We start from the raw sequence: 19,181 nt of genomic DNA, 5'->3' as shown, positions 1-19,181 counted from the left end.
TTATTAATCGACAGCTAAAAGACTAAAAACACTATACAGATACATTCCATCGTATCATCTCGTGACGCCTTAAAAGGCAATCTCTAGAAAGGAGGTGTTCCAGCCGCACCTTCCGGTACGGCTACCTTGTTACGACTTAGCCCCAGTTACCAGTTTTACCCTAGGCCGCTCCTTACGGTGACGGACTTCAGGTACTCCCAGCTTCCATGGCTTGACGGGCGGTGTGTACAAGGCCCGGGAACGTATTCACCGGATCATGGCTGATATCCGATTACTAGCGATTCCAGCTTCACGGAGTCGAGTTGCAGACTCCGATCCGAACTGTGATAGGCTTTATAGATTCGCTCCTTGTCACCAAGTGGCTGCTCTCTGTACCTACCATTGTAGCACGTGTGTGGCCCAGGACGTAAGGGCCGTGATGATTTGACGTCATCCCCACCTTCCTCACGGTTTGCACCGGCAGTCTTGTTAGAGTTCCCGACATTACTCGATGGCAACTAACAACAGGGGTTGCGCTCGTTATAGGACTTAACCTGACACCTCACGGCACGAGCTGACGACAACCATGCAGCACCTTGTAAATTGCCCGAAGGAAAGTCTATCTCTAAACCTGTCAATCTACATTTAAGCCCTGGTAAGGTTCCTCGCGTATCATCGAATTAAACCACATGCTCCACCGCTTGTGCGGGCCCCCGTCAATTCCTTTGAGTTTCATTCTTGCGAACGTACTCCCCAGGTGGGTTACTTATCACTTTCGCTTAGCCACTCAGACCGAAGTCCAAACAGCTAGTAACCATCGTTTACGGCGTGGACTACCAGGGTATCTAATCCTGTTCGCTACCCACGCTTTCGTCCCTTAGCGTCAATTAATTGTTAGTGATCTGCCTTCGCAATCGGTATTCTATGTAATATCTATGCATTTCACCGCTACACTACATATTCTAACCACTTCACAATAATTCAAGACCAGCAGTATCAATGGCAATTTTCCGGTTGAGCCGAAAACTTTCACCACTGACTTACTGACCCGCCTACGGACCCTTTAAACCCAATGATTCCGGATAACGCTTGGATCCTCCGTATTACCGCGGCTGCTGGCACGGAGTTAGCCGATCCTTATTCGTAGAGTACCGTCAGACCGGTATACATACCGGGGTTTCTTCCTCTATAAAAGTAGTTTACAACCCATAGGGCAGTCTTCCTACACGCGGCATGGCTGGATCAGAGTTGCCTCCATTGTCCAATATTCCTCACTGCTGCCTCCCGTAGGAGTCTGGTCCGTGTCTCAGTACCAGTGTGGGGGATCTCCCTCTCAGGACCCCTATCTATCGTAGCCTTGGTATGCCGTTACCATACCAACTAGCTAATAGAACGCATAGCCATCTTTTAGCAATAAATCTTTAATCCCTAATGAATGCTCACTTAAGATACTATGAGGTATTAATCCAAATTTCTCTGGGCTATCCCTCACTAAAAGGTAGGTTCTATACGCGTTACGCACCCGTGCGCCGGTCGTCAGCGAGTGCAAGCACTCCTGTTACCCCTCGACTTGCATGTGTTAAGCCTGCCGCTAGCGTTCATCCTGAGCCAGGATCAAACTCTTCATCGTTTGTCTTTAAATAATATTCAAAACAATACAACGGAATTATAATCGTATCTCTATGATGTCTCTAGTCTTTATTCTTTGTATAAACTATCTCTAGTTTAATACGCGCTGTCAATCAATATATCAATGAACTTTTATTTAGTAAAGAATAACCACTATTAATAGTATTCCCTACTCTTGCTATTACCTAAGGAATCGAACCCTAAAAAGTATCCTAAAATACTCCCAAACCATCGTAATTAATACTCCTATGAACGTCGCTTATCTCTCAAAGCGGGTGCAAATATACAACCCCTTTTTAAACCACCAAAACTTTTTGAAAATTATTTTGAAAAAAAGTTTTTCCGAGTAAGCTAAGCCCTAAATTCTCAATGAACATCGCAAAAAGAACCCCCTTTTTGCGGGTGCAAACATACAACCCTTTTTTAATCCAACAACACCTTTTCTAATCTTTTTTCTAATCTTTTTGCAACACCCTTAAAACATACACTTTACACAACAAAAAAAAATTGAAAAAGCACTCTGTATTTACACCTTCTCTATTTGAACCACAATTGACTTACTAATTGGTGTATTGCTTTTATCTGCAAAATGATTGTAAGGAACGAGAACATTTGTTTCTGGAAAGTAAGAAGCTAAGTTTCCCTGAGGTATATTATAAGGTATCACTAAAAAATTAGAGGCCCTCCTTTCAATAGTATTGTATTGACTTACTAAATTAATGACATCGAGTTTTTTTAAACGATGTTTATCCATATCCATTTGATTCATCAACACTACCCTTCGCTCATTATAAATCCCCCTATACCGATCATCTAAACCATATATAGTTGTATTAAATTGGTCATGAGATCGAATAGTCATTAATATAAACTCATTTTTATTGACATCATGATTAGGCAAACCGCATAGACTAAATTGCGCTCTTTGACCGGGCAACTTACTAAAATCTAAATCTCTTACATTATTAGGAAGGTAAAATCCAGATCCATTAGACCTACTATTTACATTATTAAATCCTTTTATAACGAGTTCGATTTTTTCTCTAATCAAATTATAATCTTGACTCAGTTTTTTCCACTGCACTGGATGATCACCTTTAAAATATCTATCAGCAATCTCACCCACAATTTCCGGTTCACTTTTTAGGGAATCCGAAGCCGGCTTTAACAGCCCTTTGGACTGATGTACTTTACCCATACTGTTTTCTACCGTAAAAAATCTTGGCTCACCATCTTTTATATCCAATTCTGAACGGCCGAGGGTAGGTAAAATCAAAGCTGTTTTACCTGTTACTAAATGAGTCCTATTGAGTTTGGTACTGATGTTAACCGTTAAGTCACAATTCTGAAGTGCTTTAGCGGTATATTCTGTATCTGATGCAGCTGATAAAAAGTTCCCACCTAACGCAATAAATACTTTAGCTTTTCTATCATGCATAGCTTGTATTGCGTGTACAGTATCCAACCCCTCTTTATCGGGTGGAGTAAAACCAAAGGTGTTTTCTATAGACGTATTTAATGCTGGAGATACATGATGCATGATCCCTACTGTTCGGTCACCTTGCACATTACTATGTCCTCTAACGGGACAAGTACCAGCTCCAGGTTTGCCCAGACTACCTTTAAGAAGCAAAAGGTTTACACATTCTTTTATGTTTTCGACTCCATTTTTATGTTGAGTTAACCCCATGGCCCAACAAATAATAATCTTATCCTTATCGGCTAATAATTGAACAGCTTTATCAATCACTTCCTTTTCTACCCCTGAGAGTTTGAGCAATTCTTTTTCTGAATATTGTTCTACATCTTTGAGTAATTCTTCGTAACCATTAGTATACGTAGCAATAAATTCATGATCAAAAATATTATGCTTTTCTTTATCTAATGCAGCCAGTTTCTTTATTATTAATTTTAAAAGAGAAACGTCTTGATTTATTTTTACCTGAAGATGTATATCTGTTAGTGAAGTACCTGAGGACAAAACTCCTTTTATTTCCTGGGGGTTTTTAAACCTGATTAAACCTGCTTCTTCAAGGGGATTAATACTTATAATTTTACCCCCATTTTCTTTACATTTTTGTAATGCTGTTAACATTCTCGGATGATTGGTTCCTGGGTTTTGCCCCATGACTATAACCACTTCTGCCTGATCAAAATCCTCTAGCCTGACCGAACCTTTTCCTATACCGAGAGTTTCATTTAACGCTACACCACTTGATTCATGACACATATTGGAGCAATCTGGCATATTATTAGTACCAAATGCCCTAACGAACAACCCATATAAAAATGCCGCTTCATTACTAGATCTACCTGAAGTATAAAATATTCCTTCATCAGGTGAGTTTAATTTATGCAATTCATCAGAAATTAACGCGAATGCATCATCCCATGTGATTGGCTTATAATGAACACTATCTGGTTCTAAAATCATGGGTTCTGTTAATCTTCCGCTTTTTCCAATTTTATAGTCGGACCAATGTGATAACTCTTCTACAGAATATTTGATAAAGAAATCTCTATCAACCCTATAATTTGTTGCTTCTTCGGCTATTGCTTTTACTCCATTCTCACAATACTCACCAAGTTTTGATGGTGTATCAGGATCTGGCCACGCACAACCGGGGCAGTCGAATCCATCTTTTTGATTCATCTGAGAAAGGGTGCGTACAGATTTCACCACTCCCATTTCTTTAAACGCATGCTTCAACGCTACTTTTACAGCCGGAATACCCGCAGCATACTCTGCCGGTTCTTTTAGTTTAATTCCGGTAAATTCTTGAGGGCCTAAAACAGAAACATTCCTTTTTTTGATACTACTCATTATTATTTACTATATAATCTTGAAGGTTATCAAAGGTACGTCTTAATGTTGAATTTTCATTCATTGGATTGCACCAGGGATAGCAGTAAAAATCCCGCAACCTGATCCTTGGACTGGCTCAGAAATCTATGAAATTGTGAGGAATTGAAACGGATAGCCCGCCCGGGTGCCCATAAAAAACTACAAAAAGAAGTTCCACACTATACCAAATCGTAGCACTGCATCTCGGGTAGCATATCCTGGAGCAGAGAACTCATTGTTTTGGTCAAAGGCTTCTCCAAAATTTTCTACCTTGAAAAAAATACGTGTTTGTTTTACTTTAGCATTAAAGAAAATATCAAATTGCGGAAACCCACCTATTTCTTGATCGTTTTGCACATAAAACTCTGATAAAACCGGATCATACGAATCTGCAGTATATGCCGTAAAATATTTAAATGTAACACCGGCTTGCATGAAAAGTGCATTTTTTTTGAAAAAATGATCCTGAAAGTACAGGCTATTTCTTGTCACAATCTCAGGTACATTATATACTAGATCCCCTCCTTCTGCATTTTGATACATTATGGTATTATCGAGTCCTAATTTCCAAAATTTTACCCCTTGAGTAAGTTTTACTTGTAACAAATCAATACTTTGTCCAAATTGAGAGGGTGCAATAACCCCATCGGCATCTTTCTGAAAAAAGGTGTAATTATCAATAATAGAGTAACTAGCTTCTAGTTCGGCAATTTTTTTCGCCTTGAAATTAAATTGAATTTTCTGAGTCTCTATATTAGATAGGTTATTTTCCCAATTGTAATTTATATAATCACTCTGATACAACAGAAAATTATAATTAGGCGCTACAGAATTAGCACTTATTGTCACTTGGGCCTCATATTTATTAAGCAAATTATATCCCGCTCCGGCATTAAAATAATTTCCTGTAAAATCTCCTGAAACTAAAGCCATTCCATCGGCAAATAATGAAAACCCTTTATACTTATTTTGATATTCACCTCCTACAGAATACACATCACCTTTAATACGATTGGTTATATTGGTTGAAATACCAGCATCATTAACCTGAGTTAATATTGTATTATATCCGTAGTTATAATTAGAGCTCCCTCCAATAATTTTTAAATGCCCTAACCATGTATTTGTAAAATCAAGATACACTTGATTACTAAAATCTTCGAGAGCTACATTATCTGCAATCGCCCCTGAAACATAAGCTTCACCCAAAAGGTTATTGGGTGCAATCGCTGCCTGATCATACTTAAATCTCTTATCGGTAAGATCCATACTATGACCTATAGATAACCCAGTATTGCTACTATCTGTTTTCTGAAGTAATTCAAATTGATGATCTAAGTAAAATCTTTTGCCCAGAAGTGTACTTTCTGCATTTTCGAAATTGACTGATATTGCACCTCGATCTACAAACTCATCTTCATCTGCAATAAACTGTCCACTTCCTAGATACTGGTCGATCCCTTCTGTAGACAAACCTCCATTTTCTTCATTAAGTAGGTCTTGCGACACAAAATGCGATCTCATTTTATAGCGTTCATTTTTAGTAAAATAACTAAGTGTTGCTCTAAAATTACCCGTGCTTGTTAATGCATGTTGATATTTACCTAATGAGCGCACTCCCTTATATGCAATAGAAAGGTTGATTCTAGGAGAGGTATTTGCCGTAAAAAAAGCATCTAGCTGTTGCCCTTGCTCGAAGGTAGTCTTAAAATAAAGCTCGGTAAGTGGTGTAGGAACATGATAATAATTAACATCTTCGGCCTCGATGAAATTAAAATGCCTTGCCCTTGCTCCAAAAAGAGGCAATAGGTGATTACCTTCCTCTCGTTTTACTAAACTAGTATAGGTTTGTCCTACATTATGAATCGGTAGTAACTCGAAATCATCTCTTCGCAGATAATTAAATTTATAGTCTTTTTGTATGGTTAATGTTGTATCGAGATATGTTGTATCATTTTTTATATTAATGATCTTATATGCTGTAACCGGCGGCTTGCTTTCTTTATCTTTCTTAGCCTCTGCAGCTATTTCTCTTAAAGATTTTTTAGATTTTTGATCACTTTCTCCACTCAAAGCAGAACCCTGTTTGATTTCTTTTTGATTCCTATCCTGGGCAAAAATCACAGAAACAAATAGAAGTGCAATTATAAATATTAAGTTTTTTCTCATTAGCATACAAAACTGTGGCAAAAATATACTTTTTTTAATGAAAGCAAATACCCCCTCATTGTTTGTTTAAAATACTTTCTTTATCAATTTTAAAAAATAGTTTTTTGAAATTATCTTCATACCGTATATTCGTATAATGCTTACATTAAAATTAAATCCCGATCTTATCGAATGTGGCACAGATGAAGCCGGTCGAGGTTGCCTTGCTGGTCCTGTCACTGCAGCCGCTATAATTCTTCCTGATGATTTTAAAAACGAAACTTTAAATGACTCTAAACAACTTAGTGAAATTAAAAGAAAATCTCTAAAACCTTTATTAGAAGACTGTTCTTTGACCTATGGTGTTACACATATTTTTATGGAAGAAATTGACACTATCAATATCCTAAACGCTTCTATTCTTGCCATGCAAAAGGCAATTGAGCAATTAAAACCTCAACCAGAACACATCATTGTAGATGGAAACAAATTCAAACCCTATCATAATATACCCCATACATGCGTTATAAAGGGTGATGGAAAATATTTAAATATAGCAGCTGCATCAGTTTTAGCAAAGACGTATCGTGATGAGTTTATGGAAAAAATTCATGAGGAGTTCCCCATGTATAATTGGAAAAAAAACAAGGGATACCCTACTGCCGAGCATAGAGATGCCATTCGCAAATATGGTATTACTAAATACCATCGAAAAAGCTTTAGATTGCTGCCAGAACAATTTACACTAGATCTGAAATAGTTATATATTTGAAGCCGAGAAGATAAAAAACCAATATATTCGAGATATATTTCGTTCATTAAACCAGACTTTATATTTTGCAAACCAGAAAAGCTGAACTTTTAATGTATACAACTCCATCCAGGAACACAAAACGCATTCGCATAATGAAAAAAATAATTGCAGTTTTCTTAGTTTTTATTGCTATTTCTTGTGACGATGTCAAAGAAAAATCAAACTCTTTGATCGACCATATCCCGAGAGATTCTCAAATTATTATAAAGATCAATGACCTTGAAGGAGCAAAAAGTAAGCTGCGAGATAATAGCATTATTAAAAACAATGATCACATAAAATTGTTTGAATATTTCAAGAATTTATCTGTTTTAAATGAAACCAACCAATCTGAAGGCCTACTGTGTTTTTCGCCCTTAGGAAAAAATGGTTTTGAGTACACTTATGTTTCAAAATTCGACCCTTCTGTACTTAACAATGACTCATTAAGTACTAAAAAGATTGAGACCATAAATTATTCTGAAAAAACTATCTATAAAATTTCATCCAAAGGAAAAGCTTTCTTTGCTACTCGACAAGATAGTATCCTTATTGCCTCTTCTTCCCAAATCTTAATAGAAAATGCGATAAGAATCCAAGCGAACCCTCTTCCAATTGATAAGGATCTTCAAAAAGCATATGATGTTTCTGGAAATGACAACAGCATGTCTTTATTACTTAATGGAAAGAAATTACAAAACATTCACAGCTCTTTATTACCTGGTAATGCATTAGAACCTCTTGAAAACTTTAGTGGATGGTCTTCGCTTGATGCAACAATAGAGCAAAATGCAATTTATTTGGATGGTATTGCTATAGAAAAAGATTCACTTTCGAGCACCATTGGCATTTTTGATAGTACAACGCCCCAAGAAAATCGAATTTCAAAAGTTACCCCTATTAGTGCTAAAGGATTTATCTCGTTTACCTACGATGATTTTGATATCCTGAAAAAGAATTTATCTATAGCTCAAGATCGTGAGTTAGAAGACATCCCTAATACACTAGATGAAATATTGTCGGGGGTTTCAGAAATAGGAATGATTTTTTTAGAGAAAGAAAATGCTTTAGTTCTAAATTCTCTTGACCCAGAGACAGCTATCAAAAGTCTAGGAGAAAGCAAAATAGAAACGTATAGAAATATCCCTATATACAAACACAATAATCCTGCTTCTTTTTCACAAATCCTTACTCCATTGGTTAAAGATTTTGAAGCCTCTTTCTATTTTGTTTACAATGAATTTATTGTCTTTGGATCATCACGAAACATCATTAGAGATATCATAGCTAACATCTTGAATCAAACACTTCTCTTTCAACAAGAATATTACATAAATACGGTAAAAGGTTTATCTGATGAATCTTCTATTTTAATTGCGGGTAATATTAAGAACCTTAAAGAATATATTTCAGAAAATGTCTCTGAAAATTATACTACTCAATGGGATAACTTAAAAGATAAAGGATATCAAATAGCCGTTTTTCAGGTTATAAAAGAAAATGATTTTGCACATTTACATGGCGTATTGCAAAAAAATCTTGCCAAGGGCACGGCCACATCTGTAACACAAATCGCTTCTACAACTCTAGAAAACAAATTATTGAACAAGCCTATTCTTGTAAAAAATCATAGAACCAAAGGGATGGATGTGGCTATACAAGACATAGAAAACAACCTTTACTTAATCTCAGACAAAGGGGCTATTTTTTGGAAAAAACAAGTTGACGGCGAAATATTAGGTGATATCCAGCAGATTGACATTTATAAAAATGGTCGATATCAACTGTTATTTAATACAGCCAACACATTATACCTCGTTGATAGAGATGGCAAAGATGTCGCACCTTATCCTAAGAAATTCGACAATACAATTACGCAACCTCTTGCATTGTTTGATTATGATAAAAGCAAACGCTATCGTATAGTAATTACTCAAGGAAACCAAATCAAAATGCTTAATGCCGAAGGAGAAATTGTAACAGGCTTTGGCTTTAAGGGAACAGAGACAGATCTTACCTTATCTCCCAAACATATAAGAATCGGAACAAAAGATTATATTGTATTCCCTGAAAAAAGTGGAAAACTAAATATTCTGGACCGATTAGGCAGAGCCAGAGTTAATGTAAAAGAGAAGATTAATTTTTCTAAAAACAATTGGTACCAATATCAGAATAAATTTACCTCTACTACTAAAGACGGAAAATTAATTCAAGTACTAGAAGACGGAAATGCAGTTACCCAAAACCTGAAATTAGACGAGAATAACAGAATTGTAGCAACTAACAAAACCCTGGTTACGTTCTCAGAAAATAAACTTTCGATAAAAGGAAGATCTCTCGAATTAGATTATGGCGTTTATACAGAGCCTAAACTTTATTACATCGATAACAAAATTTACATTACTATTACAGATATACAAGCCAAAAAAGTATATCTGTATGACAGTAATGGCGAGTTGTTCCCTAATTTTCCTGTATACGGAAACTCTGTGTTAAGTCTAAACAATATGGACAAAGATCCAAATTTAGAATTTGTAGTTCAAGGGGAAGAAAACAGCATTCTGATCTATCAAATTAATTAAAAAAACATTTTATTTACCTGATTATCTGAGGTTTACACGTAAATAAGAATAGTTCAAACTCCTGTAAAAAACAGGGGTTTGCCCCTTTATAATCTACTACAAACCACTTAATATTGCACTTGTATTTAGTTTATTGATAAACTATAGCACAAATTAGCATTGGAGTTTCTTACACTATTACCATTCCCTATTAAGAAGTCTTCAATAACCAAAGGTTAGGTGCACCTTCAAATCTTGAATGTTTTTTACAAAAACACTCATTTCTTCCCCAAGAATATAAATTCCCTTAATCGACAAATCCCCTTTTTTAAAATCTAAAAATCTATACAGGCTCTTTTTAAAGACCTGGTATTAATAAAACTTTGAATCGATTCGCTAAGGTGATACGCCGAAAAACCTAATTCCAAAAAGAGTAGGCAAAACTAAAACTATAACCATTATGAAAATCAAATTCTTAAAACCTAAAACATTAATTACCACAATGATGATGGGGCTTTTACTAGCATTTACAAGTTGTGAAAAAGATAGTGAAATTACCACAGAAGAATCCTTGCAACCTGTTGCCGACATTAAGAGTGACATCACCGAAAAAGCGTATCCCGAAAAAACAGGAGAATTAATTGACGTATCTCTACTTGGTGGAACCGCTACTGTGGAAGATTTTGGAGATCATTATATTTTTGAAGGAGATATTGTATTATCCCCAGATGATCTAAGGCAAAAAAGTACAGGTAGAACAAAAAATTTCTGGCCTAATTGTACAGTATACTATACCATAGAAAACAGTCTTCCCAATAAAGCAAGAGTATACAATGCCATTGCACACTGGGAAAAATATACCAATTTAAGATTTGTTAAGCGTACTAACCAAACGGCTTATGTTAATTTTAGAAAAGGATCGGGGTGCTCATCAGCAGTAGGACGCACAGGAGGTAAACAAAATATCAATTTAGCCAACGGTTGTTCTACCGGAAACACCATTCATGAAATAGGCCATGCAATTGGTCTGTGGCATGAGCAAAGTAGAAAAGATAGAAATAGCTATGTCAATATTCTCTTTGGCAATATTCAATCTGGAAAATCTCACAATTTTAAAACCTATATACAACGTGGGATGGATGGTACAGAATACACCAGCACATTAGATTTTGGAAGCATCATGATGTATGGCCCTTATGCATTTTCTAAAAATGGAAAACCTACTATTACCAAAAAGAATGGTAGCACATACTCTGTTCAAAGAAATGCACTATCATGGGGGGATCGAATTGGGGCATCAAAAATGTACCCATACAAACCTTGTGGCACCCAAGATTGTATCCCATTTAATCCAAATAACTTAAGGATAGTTAGAAATGCTTTTGGCACCTATTCTATTGCAGATGGTAGTCATTATGTATTTTCGGCGCCTAACCATGCCGAAGCTAAGAGGATAATTTACATTGTAAAACGTTATGGGTTTAATAAATCGTGTTTTGTTAAACGTCCAAATCCATCTTTTAAATATCAATTAGTAGGTAATAGCGCTTCTAATGTGCAGCCAGCCGCAGGTGAAGATATCATCAGGTTCAATCCAAATAATATTGATGTTCAAAAAATTGGAGGCCGATGGAAAATTGTTGACGGTAATCATTGGATATTCGATTTCGGAAACAGTGAAGCCGAAGCTAGAAAAGCGTTATGCCTTATTCTTAGGTATAAGTATACAGGTGTAGGGTACGTAGGACGCCCAGGGGCCTCTCTGCAATATATGGTTAAATAATATAATTGTTTTATTATTAAAAAAAGAGGTTGCCTTAATGAGCAACCTCTTTTATATATTTTACTCGCTCTGGTAACATGTATTATCTTCTAATTTTAACATTTTGTTAATTTTTTTAACACTTAGTGTTAAACATCATTTTATTAACACTAAACCATACTATTCTGAGTTGTAAGGCATATGATATAAACTTACAAACACAAACTCAATTATGAAAACAAGTATTTTTAGTAAAATACTGATGCTCACTTTTTTACTAGTTAGTATTAGTGTAAATGCCCAGTTATGGAGTCCCGCGTCTATAGCAAAATCACAGGGTAAAGAAAAAGAATTAAGAAAAACGACCCCAACGCAGTATCAATTATTTGACTTAAACAAAACAGAATTAACTTCTATTTTAAGCAATACTCCTTCTAGATCACTGCAGAAAAGTTCTAGTATTATAATGGATATTCCTACTGAAAATGGGGTGTTGAAAAAAATAAGAGTCTTTAAAGCCTCTGTATTAGATGAAGGTATCGCTAAACAATTCCCTAGCATACAATCTTTTGTTGGTTATGGGGTAGACGACCCTACGTTGGTCGCTAGATTTAGTGTGTCAAAACTTGGTTTGCATGCAATGATTACTTCTGGAAACCATAAAACCATCTACATTGACCCGTATACCAAAGACAAAGGAAGCTATATTTGTTATTCAAAAGCAGATTTACCTGCAAATCCAGATAGTTTTGAATGCTTAGTTGAAGATAATTTCAAATCAAATTTTTCAGAACAACAACTTCCTACTACGAGAAATGCAAACGATGGTAGATTAAGAACCTTTAGACTTGCTGTTGCATGTACAGGAGAATATTCTCAATTTCACTTAAACAATCAAGGGATATCCTCTAGTGCTTCTGACCAGGTGAAAAAAGAAGCTGTGCTTTCTGCGGTAAATACTACAATGACTAGAGTTAATGGTATTTTCGAAAGAGATTTAGCATTAACCATGGTACTGGTTAACAATAATACAGATATCATATTTTTAAATGCAAGCACCGACAACCTTAGTAACAATAATGCAGGTGCATTGATCAATGAGAGTCAGACAGTATGTGATCAATTTATTGGCCGTAACAATTATGACATAGGTCATGCTTTTAGTACCGGTGGTGGTGGATTAGCACAACTTAGATCTCCTTGTACAAATTCTAAAGCTAGAGGGATTACAGGAAGCGGTCGCCCTATTGGGGATTCATATGACGTAGATTATGTTGCCCACGAAATGGGGCATCAATATGGTGGTAATCATACTCAAAACAATAGCTGTCAGAGGTCAAGTGCTTCTGTAGAACCAGGTAGTGCTTCTACCATAATGGGATATGCAGGTATTTGCTCTCCGAACGTTCAAAATAATAGTGATGCTTATTTTCATGCCATAAGTATTCAAGAAATGTGGCAAAATATTTCTTCTGGTAATAGTAGATGTGGAGCCCAAAGCAACACGGGTAACGCTGCCCCTACTGCTAATGCAGGACAGGATTACACCATCCCAGCTTCTACGCCTTTCGTTTTAAAAGGAACTGCATCTGATGCTAACTCAGGTAATTCTCTTACGTATTGCTGGGAACAAATGGATACACAGCCAGCTACAATGCCTCCCGCTTCAACGTCAACAGGAGGACCTGCTTTCAGATCTTTGAATCCAACATCATCTCCTGATAGATATATGCCTGCATTATCAACAGTTAAAACGGGACAAACAGCCTCTACATGGGAGGTAGTTCCTTCGGTAAGCAGAACAATGAATTTTAGACTTACAGTTAGAGACAATGCACCCGGCGGAGCAAGTACCGCTAGTGATAATACCAGAATAACGGTTGCAGGCGGAGCAGGACCTTTTGTAGTAAATGCACCAAATACAAATGTTAGTTGGGCGGCAGGATCTACGCAAACAGTAACCTGGAATGTTGCAGGAACAACTGGTAATGGTGTTAATGCTGCCAATGTAGATATCCTATTATCTACCGATGGCGGAAATACATATCCTATTACTGTCGTATCTGCGGTAACTAATGATGGTTCTCAAAACATCACTGTACCTAATGCCGTTGGAACTCAAAACAGAATCATGGTGAGAGGATCTGGACATATTTTCTACGACATTTCTAATAGAAACTTTGAAATTACTCCAGGTACTGGTGGAGATGTGCAGGCACCGACTATTCCTGGAAGCTTAGCTGCTTCAAATATAACCCAAACTACAGTTGATCTTAACTGGAATGCTTCTACAGATAATGTAGGAGTTACCGGATATGATGTATATCAAGGAAATACTGTGATCACAACGGTAACAGGTACTACCTATCAAGTTACTGGACTTTCATCTAATACTGCATACAGTTTTAGAGTAAAAGCAAAGGATGCTGCTGGTAATGAATCTGATTTTAGTACTACTGCAAATGCTACTACGCTTTCACAACCAGACACACAAGCTCCTACAACTCCAAATGGGTTAGCTGCTTCGAATATAACACAAACAACGGTTGATCTTAACTGGAATGCTTCTACAGATAATATAGGAGTTACTGGATATGATGTATATCAAGGTACTAACGTGATTGGAACAGCAGCTAACACTTCATACCAAGTTACTGGATTATCACCAAATACGGCTTACAGTTTTAGTGTAAGAGCTAAAGATGCAGCGGGTAATGAATCAAATTCCAGCAATACTGTAAATGTTACAACACAGTCTTCTGGAGGAACTACTTGTACAGGAGGAATTTCATCATTCCCATATAGTGAAGGGTTTGAAAATACGCTAGGATCCTGGACTCAAGATTCTGGAAATGATTTTGACTGGACCATAGATGCTAACGGAACTCCATCGAGAGGTACGGGACCATCTAGTGCAATAGAAGGAATGAATTATCTATATATGGAGTCTTCTAGACCAAATTTCCCGTCTAAAAGAGCCATATTAAACTCTGACTGTTTTGATTTGAGTGCTGCAACTACTGCAAATTTTGCGTTCAGATACCATATGTATGGTGCTTCTAATATGGGAAGTCTTGCATTAGAAGCAAGCGATGATAATGGTGCTACCTGGGCTACACTTTGGTCAAAATCAGGAAATCAAGGTAATTCTTGGTTATCTGCAAACATAGATCTAAGTGCATACGCTGGGTCGTCTGTAAAACTACGTTTTAATGGTATTACTGGCGGCACCTGGCAAGGTGATATGGCAATAGATGATATTCGTCTTACTGAAACTGGAGGACCATCTACATGTACAGACGTAGTATTAACTCTTAACTTTGATGATTACCCGCAAGAAACGAGCTGGCAAATTACAGATAGTAGCAACCAGGTTATTGCATCAGGTGGAACATATGGTTCTCAGCCTGATGGATCCACATTAACCATTACTGAATGCTTAGACCCAGGAACGTATACTTTCGCACTTAATGATAGTTACGGAGATGGTATGTGCTGTGGATATGGTAATGGATCATATTCTCTAACATCTGAAGGAACTACAATAGCTTCTGGAGGAGAATTTGGAGCTTCTGAGTCAACAACATTTACTATTGGAGCTTCTGCAAAAGGAATTGTTATTGAAAGTGTAACTACCACAAAACAGTTACAGGTTTCTGTAGCTCCTAACCCTGTAGGAACTAATGAATTATTAACTGTAACCGTTTCTAAAAAAGATACTCCTTTTGAAATTGTTGACTTACTTGGAAAAACTGTAATGAGAGGTACGTTAACGAATAAGACAATTAACACGAGTACATTACAGAAAGGAATGTATATCATAAACCTTAACCCCGGAGGTGAAGGAAAAAACAAATCAATACGATTTATTCAGCAATAAACTATTGACATATAAGTAATGAATAAGCGGTACATTTTTAATGTATCGCTTATTTTTTTAGAGTTTTATTTTTTCTTTAACTCTTGTAATTCTATGTGAAACTTCGGTAAGGTTAATCAACAAATCTATAGTAATTTCATTGTTTGATTTTTGTAGTATAAGATTCCCATCATTCACCTTATAAAACCCGGCTTCTCCTCTACAAAAACATTGTTTTCCGAAAAGCATATTAACCTCTGCTAGTTTTTCACCTTCTACGGTTAGGTTTTCTGTAATTTCTTTAATCTCAAAATGAATAGTTTCTGAATAATCTCCATCTGCAGTTCCTTCGGCACCCTTTCTAGAAAACTCAAAGACAACAACAGTATGCCCACCCTCTTCGATAACTGGATACAACGCATCTGTGGTATCTTTTTTCAATATCAACGAAGAGTTTTTATGAAGTTTTATACTGCAGTCCCCATCATTAGGACAGTACTTTTGAATCTTTTGATTATCTACATTTTCGCTTATTTTTTCTGAAGAATCAACTGCATTTGAAGTTTTACATGCCGATATGCATATTAGCACAATAAAAAAAGTGTACATTTTCATAGGTTTACATTAATTATACTCAACTTAAAAATGGAAGGCATTGAATTAATTAGAACCCTGAATTTACTTTTTTAGTATATGGTGAAGATTTAAGCTTTGGCTTTTTGCTTTATAAGTTCTGCTTCAAAAAGGATGGCAAAGTGTTTCAATAATTTTTGTTTCACCTCTTCTTCATTTATTTCTTCTACTCCTAGTTCTACATTAAGCGAGGTGACTGCTTTTCCTTTAATTCCGCAAGGAATAATATTATCAAAATATCCCAGATCTGCATTCACATTTAATGCAAAACCATGCATCGTTACCCAGCGACTTGCACGAACTCCCATAGCACATATTTTACGTGCAAAAGGAGTGTCTACATCTAACCAAACCCCTGTTTCACCCTTGCTCCTAGTAGCATTAATGCCGTATTCTGCTAAGGTAAGAATCACCATCTCTTCGAGAAACCGAAGGTATTTGTGGATATCTGTAAAGAAATTTTCAAGATCAAGGATTGGGTACCCTACAATTTGTCCTGGACCATGATATGTAATATCTCCACCTCTGTTAATTTTATAGAACGTAGCTCCTTTTTCTTTTAGTTGTTCTTCAGATAACAAAAGATTACTCATATCGCCACTTTTACCTAACGTATATACATGGGGATGTTCTACAAAAAGAAAGTAATTAGAAGTATCTAATCCTGCATCTTCTCGTCGATTCTTGATTTTTATATCTAAAATTTCTTTGAATAATTCTTCTTGATACTCCCAGATCTCTTTATAATCTCTGTGACCAAGTTCTTGTATTTGGATCTTCTTATTCATTGGCACAAAGATACAATGAACTCATTTGATTCTTTTTAGATTAATCCTAAAATTTTATTTATCAGGATTATTTAATATAACCAAAGCCGCAATTACTCCTGGAACCCATCCGCAGATAGTTAATAATAATACAATCAATACAGAACCACATCCTTTATCTAATATTGAAAGGGGTGGAAAAAAAATAGCTAATAATACTCTCCAAAAACTCATAAAGTCGATTAAAATAAATTATATGTTATACTTATAAGTAGCGTTAGACTTTATTCTGTTACAATGTTAGAAAATTAATCTCTATATTTCTGATTTCTTTCTAAACATGAAATTAGTATCTTATTTATTCTACGGTATCATTTTAATATACTCTAATGTGGCTTTTGCACAGTATGAATTTTCTGGGTATGTAGATACTACAGATTGGTCAGATGGTGTTTACCTTTCACTTGTTGAGGATTACAGAAAAATATCGGGAATATATCCAGAGCAAATCATTCAAAAAGTTACTCCAGATTCTACCGGTTATTTTGTGTTCTTGGGCGATAATCTACCTCTAGGAAATCATATGTATAGAATACATGTAGATAAATGTTCTCAAAAACATAAAAATAGAGCACATCTCAATGGTTTCTGCACAGATAGTGAAGAGGTTCTTTTTATTGCAAACCATACAGACGCGCTTTCATTACCTTTTTCTTTTGATAAAGAAATATTTTGCAAAATCGTCTCTAAGAATGAAAAAAGTAATGCTTTTATAAAAATTGATTCTATTATCGATGAAATGCGTTTCGCATTCGGAAATTATCGCAGTACAGCCAATCGAAAAATCAATTCTAACAAATGGATGAACACATTACAACAGTTCGGAAAAAGCTTAGATGAACCGCTTATAGAGTTGTATGTATTTGCTTTTATATCTAACAAAACTAATGAGTTATATTCTCATTATCTTGATGATCTTAAAAGCAATCCTTATTATGATCAATTACTAGAACGACTCGTAGAGAAATACCCCAATAGCAACTATGCCAGGCAGTATGAAGCAGAATTAGCTTCAGATAAATTTCTTATCAATCCTAAAGAAAAATCTTCTAAAAATCCCTGGATATGGCTTTTGATTCTCGTATTGATTCTATCATTATCTTTGAATATTCTTCAATTTCTAAAAAAAAGAAAAGAAGCAAGCCTCTCTCACCCTCTTGAAAAAAATCTTACGCAACAAGAACAAAAAGTATTAGATCTAATCCTTGAAGACAAGACCAATAAAGAAATTGCTTCTACTATGTTTGTGAGTTTAAGTACAATAAAAACCCACATTAACAACCTGTATAAAAAACTTGATGTAAGCTCAAGAGACGAAGTTAAATCATTGTATATCAAAAAGTAAACAAAAATCCACCTGGGGGTCTAGCCCCTATTTCATACCCATATTTGCCGTTTTTCAGCTTCTAAATTTTCAATTTTGACATGGATCATTCTAAAAAGTAAAGACGAATGATACAATGAACTCATTTTAATAATCTAAAAAACAAAAGAATGAAAACAGGAATTTTAATTGCAGTAGCAGGAGCATTTTTAATGGTATTTGTATCGTGCAAAAACGATGCAACCCAAAAAATAAAACCCGAAAATTTAGAAATCGCTGTAAAAAGAGATACAAATGTCAAAGATCTTCCCGTGATGACGTTTTCTAAGACAGATCATGATTTTGGTATCATTAACGAAGGTGATTTGGTAAAACACAAATTTACTTTCACCAATACCGGAAAAGCACCATTATTAATCATTAGTGCCAAAGGTAGTTGTGGTTGCACAGTGCCAGAGTGGCCCAAAGAACCGATTGCTCCGGGAGCTTCAGGGACATTATTGGTAGCTTTTAATTCTAACGGAAAACCAAATTTGCAGAATAAGCAAATAACCATTACCACCAATACCGAAAAGGGTAAAGAAATTCTTAAAATCAAAGCTATGGTAACTCCTAAAGCAAAGAACAATAGTTGATCTCGAAGAGTAAATACCACTAGAATTTAGGTTAAAAACCTCTAGAAATAGATCCCGCCAAATAGCGGGATTTATTTTACGAGTATTCTTTGAAGATTTGAAAAGAATAAATCTTCAAAATTGAGTTTCGGTAAATTGAAAGATTAGGTCATACTTTGTATCTTTGCACGCTTAAAACGGCAGCAT

At 35.8% G+C, this 19,181-nt stretch carries 11 protein-coding genes and 1 rRNA gene; 6 read left to right on the top strand and 6 right to left on the bottom strand.

Translation table 11 applies throughout. The annotated features are described in order from the left end of the window. Positions 1-87: 87 nt before the first annotated feature. The 3 genes from ABW637_RS07595 to ABW637_RS07585 form a co-directional block, all read right to left on the bottom strand. Positions 88-1,609 (bottom strand): 16S ribosomal RNA (locus ABW637_RS07595). A 525-nt stretch (positions 1,610-2,134) separates the two neighbouring features. Continuing rightward, positions 2,135-4,432, bottom strand: coding sequence for an FdhF/YdeP family oxidoreductase (locus tag ABW637_RS07590; protein WP_367584051.1), 2,298 nt, complete (start codon positions 4,430-4,432; stop codon positions 2,135-2,137). A 180-nt stretch (positions 4,433-4,612) separates the two neighbouring features. Then, on the bottom strand, positions 4,613-6,622 hold the full coding sequence (locus tag ABW637_RS07585; RefSeq protein WP_367584050.1) for a putative porin: 2,010 nt from the start codon (positions 6,620-6,622) through the stop codon (positions 4,613-4,615). A 136-nt stretch (positions 6,623-6,758) separates the two neighbouring features. Between ABW637_RS07585 and rnhB the strand changes: the two genes are divergently transcribed. The 4 genes from rnhB (at position 6,759) to ABW637_RS07565 (ending at position 15,597) form a co-directional block, all read left to right on the top strand. Then, positions 6,759-7,361 carry a ribonuclease HII gene (rnhB, locus tag ABW637_RS07580; protein WP_367584049.1) on the top strand — a complete coding sequence of 201 codons (603 nt, stop codon included), beginning with the start codon at positions 6,759-6,761 and terminating at the stop codon, positions 7,359-7,361. 146 nt (positions 7,362-7,507) lie between these two features. Then, entirely contained in the window at positions 7,508-9,976 is a 2,469-nt protein-coding gene (locus tag ABW637_RS07575; protein WP_367584048.1) for a hypothetical protein, read from the top strand. A gap of 439 nt (positions 9,977-10,415) precedes the next feature. Beyond that, positions 10,416-11,738, top strand: a complete 1,323-nt coding sequence (locus ABW637_RS07570) for a M12 family metallopeptidase (protein WP_367584047.1) — start codon at positions 10,416-10,418, stop codon at positions 11,736-11,738. Between the two features lie 211 nt (positions 11,739-11,949). Then, positions 11,950-15,597, top strand: coding sequence for a reprolysin-like metallopeptidase (locus tag ABW637_RS07565; protein ID WP_367584046.1), 3,648 nt, complete (start codon positions 11,950-11,952; stop codon positions 15,595-15,597). A gap of 57 nt (positions 15,598-15,654) precedes the next feature. Here ABW637_RS07565 and ABW637_RS07560 read toward each other — a convergent pair whose 3' ends face one another. The 3 genes from ABW637_RS07560 to ABW637_RS07550 all read right to left on the bottom strand — a co-directional run bounded on the left by ABW637_RS07560 (position 15,655) and on the right by ABW637_RS07550 (position 17,210). Beyond that, entirely contained in the window at positions 15,655-16,191 is a 537-nt protein-coding gene (locus tag ABW637_RS07560; RefSeq protein WP_367584045.1) for a hypothetical protein, read from the bottom strand. A gap of 89 nt (positions 16,192-16,280) precedes the next feature. After that, on the bottom strand, positions 16,281-16,997 hold the full coding sequence (gene lipB / locus ABW637_RS07555) for a lipoyl(octanoyl) transferase LipB (protein WP_367584044.1): 717 nt from the start codon (positions 16,995-16,997) through the stop codon (positions 16,281-16,283). A 54-nt stretch (positions 16,998-17,051) separates the two neighbouring features. After that, entirely contained in the window at positions 17,052-17,210 is a 159-nt protein-coding gene (locus ABW637_RS07550; protein ID WP_367584043.1) for a YqaE/Pmp3 family membrane protein, read from the bottom strand. Positions 17,211-17,316: 106 nt separating this feature from the next. On the opposite strand from ABW637_RS07550, the gene ABW637_RS07545 reads away from it, so the two are divergent. Together ABW637_RS07545 and ABW637_RS07540 are read left to right on the top strand one after the other, a co-directional pair. Then, positions 17,317-18,381 (top strand): response regulator transcription factor, encoded by a 1,065-nt coding sequence (locus ABW637_RS07545; RefSeq protein ID WP_367584042.1) that lies wholly within the window; start codon positions 17,317-17,319, stop codon positions 18,379-18,381. 149 nt (positions 18,382-18,530) lie between these two features. Beyond that, complete coding sequence (locus ABW637_RS07540) at positions 18,531-18,995, top strand: DUF1573 domain-containing protein (RefSeq protein WP_367584041.1); 465 nt, start codon at positions 18,531-18,533, stop codon at positions 18,993-18,995. The last annotated feature ends 186 nt before the right edge of the window (positions 18,996-19,181 follow it).

Source organism: Aquimarina penaris, assembly GCF_040786285.1.
Taxonomy (GTDB): Bacteria; Bacteroidota; Bacteroidia; order Flavobacteriales; family Flavobacteriaceae; genus Aquimarina.
This window is presented reverse-complemented; position numbering and strand designations above follow the sequence as displayed.

Excerpts from the sequence above, each read along its gene's own strand:
- ABW637_RS07540 (WP_367584041.1), top strand. The coding sequence starts at position 18,531 with ATGAAAACAGGAATTTTAATTGCAGTAGCAGGAGCATTTTTAATGGTA.
- rnhB (WP_367584049.1), top strand. The coding sequence starts at position 6,759 with ATGCTTACATTAAAATTAAATCCCGATCTTATCGAATGTGGCACAGAT.
- ABW637_RS07550 (WP_367584043.1), bottom strand. The coding sequence starts at position 17,210 with ATGAGTTTTTGGAGAGTATTATTAGCTATTTTTTTTCCACCCCTTTCA.
- lipB (WP_367584044.1), bottom strand. The coding sequence starts at position 16,997 with ATGAATAAGAAGATCCAAATACAAGAACTTGGTCACAGAGATTATAAA.
- ABW637_RS07585 (WP_367584050.1), bottom strand. The coding sequence starts at position 6,622 with ATGAGAAAAAACTTAATATTTATAATTGCACTTCTATTTGTTTCTGTG.
- ABW637_RS07570 (WP_367584047.1), top strand. The coding sequence starts at position 10,416 with ATGAAAATCAAATTCTTAAAACCTAAAACATTAATTACCACAATGATG.
- ABW637_RS07560 (WP_367584045.1), bottom strand. The coding sequence starts at position 16,191 with ATGAAAATGTACACTTTTTTTATTGTGCTAATATGCATATCGGCATGT.
- ABW637_RS07545 (WP_367584042.1), top strand. The coding sequence starts at position 17,317 with ATGAAATTAGTATCTTATTTATTCTACGGTATCATTTTAATATACTCT.
- ABW637_RS07575 (WP_367584048.1), top strand. The coding sequence starts at position 7,508 with ATGAAAAAAATAATTGCAGTTTTCTTAGTTTTTATTGCTATTTCTTGT.
- ABW637_RS07590 (WP_367584051.1), bottom strand. The coding sequence starts at position 4,432 with ATGAGTAGTATCAAAAAAAGGAATGTTTCTGTTTTAGGCCCTCAAGAA.
- ABW637_RS07565 (WP_367584046.1), top strand. The coding sequence starts at position 11,950 with ATGAAAACAAGTATTTTTAGTAAAATACTGATGCTCACTTTTTTACTA.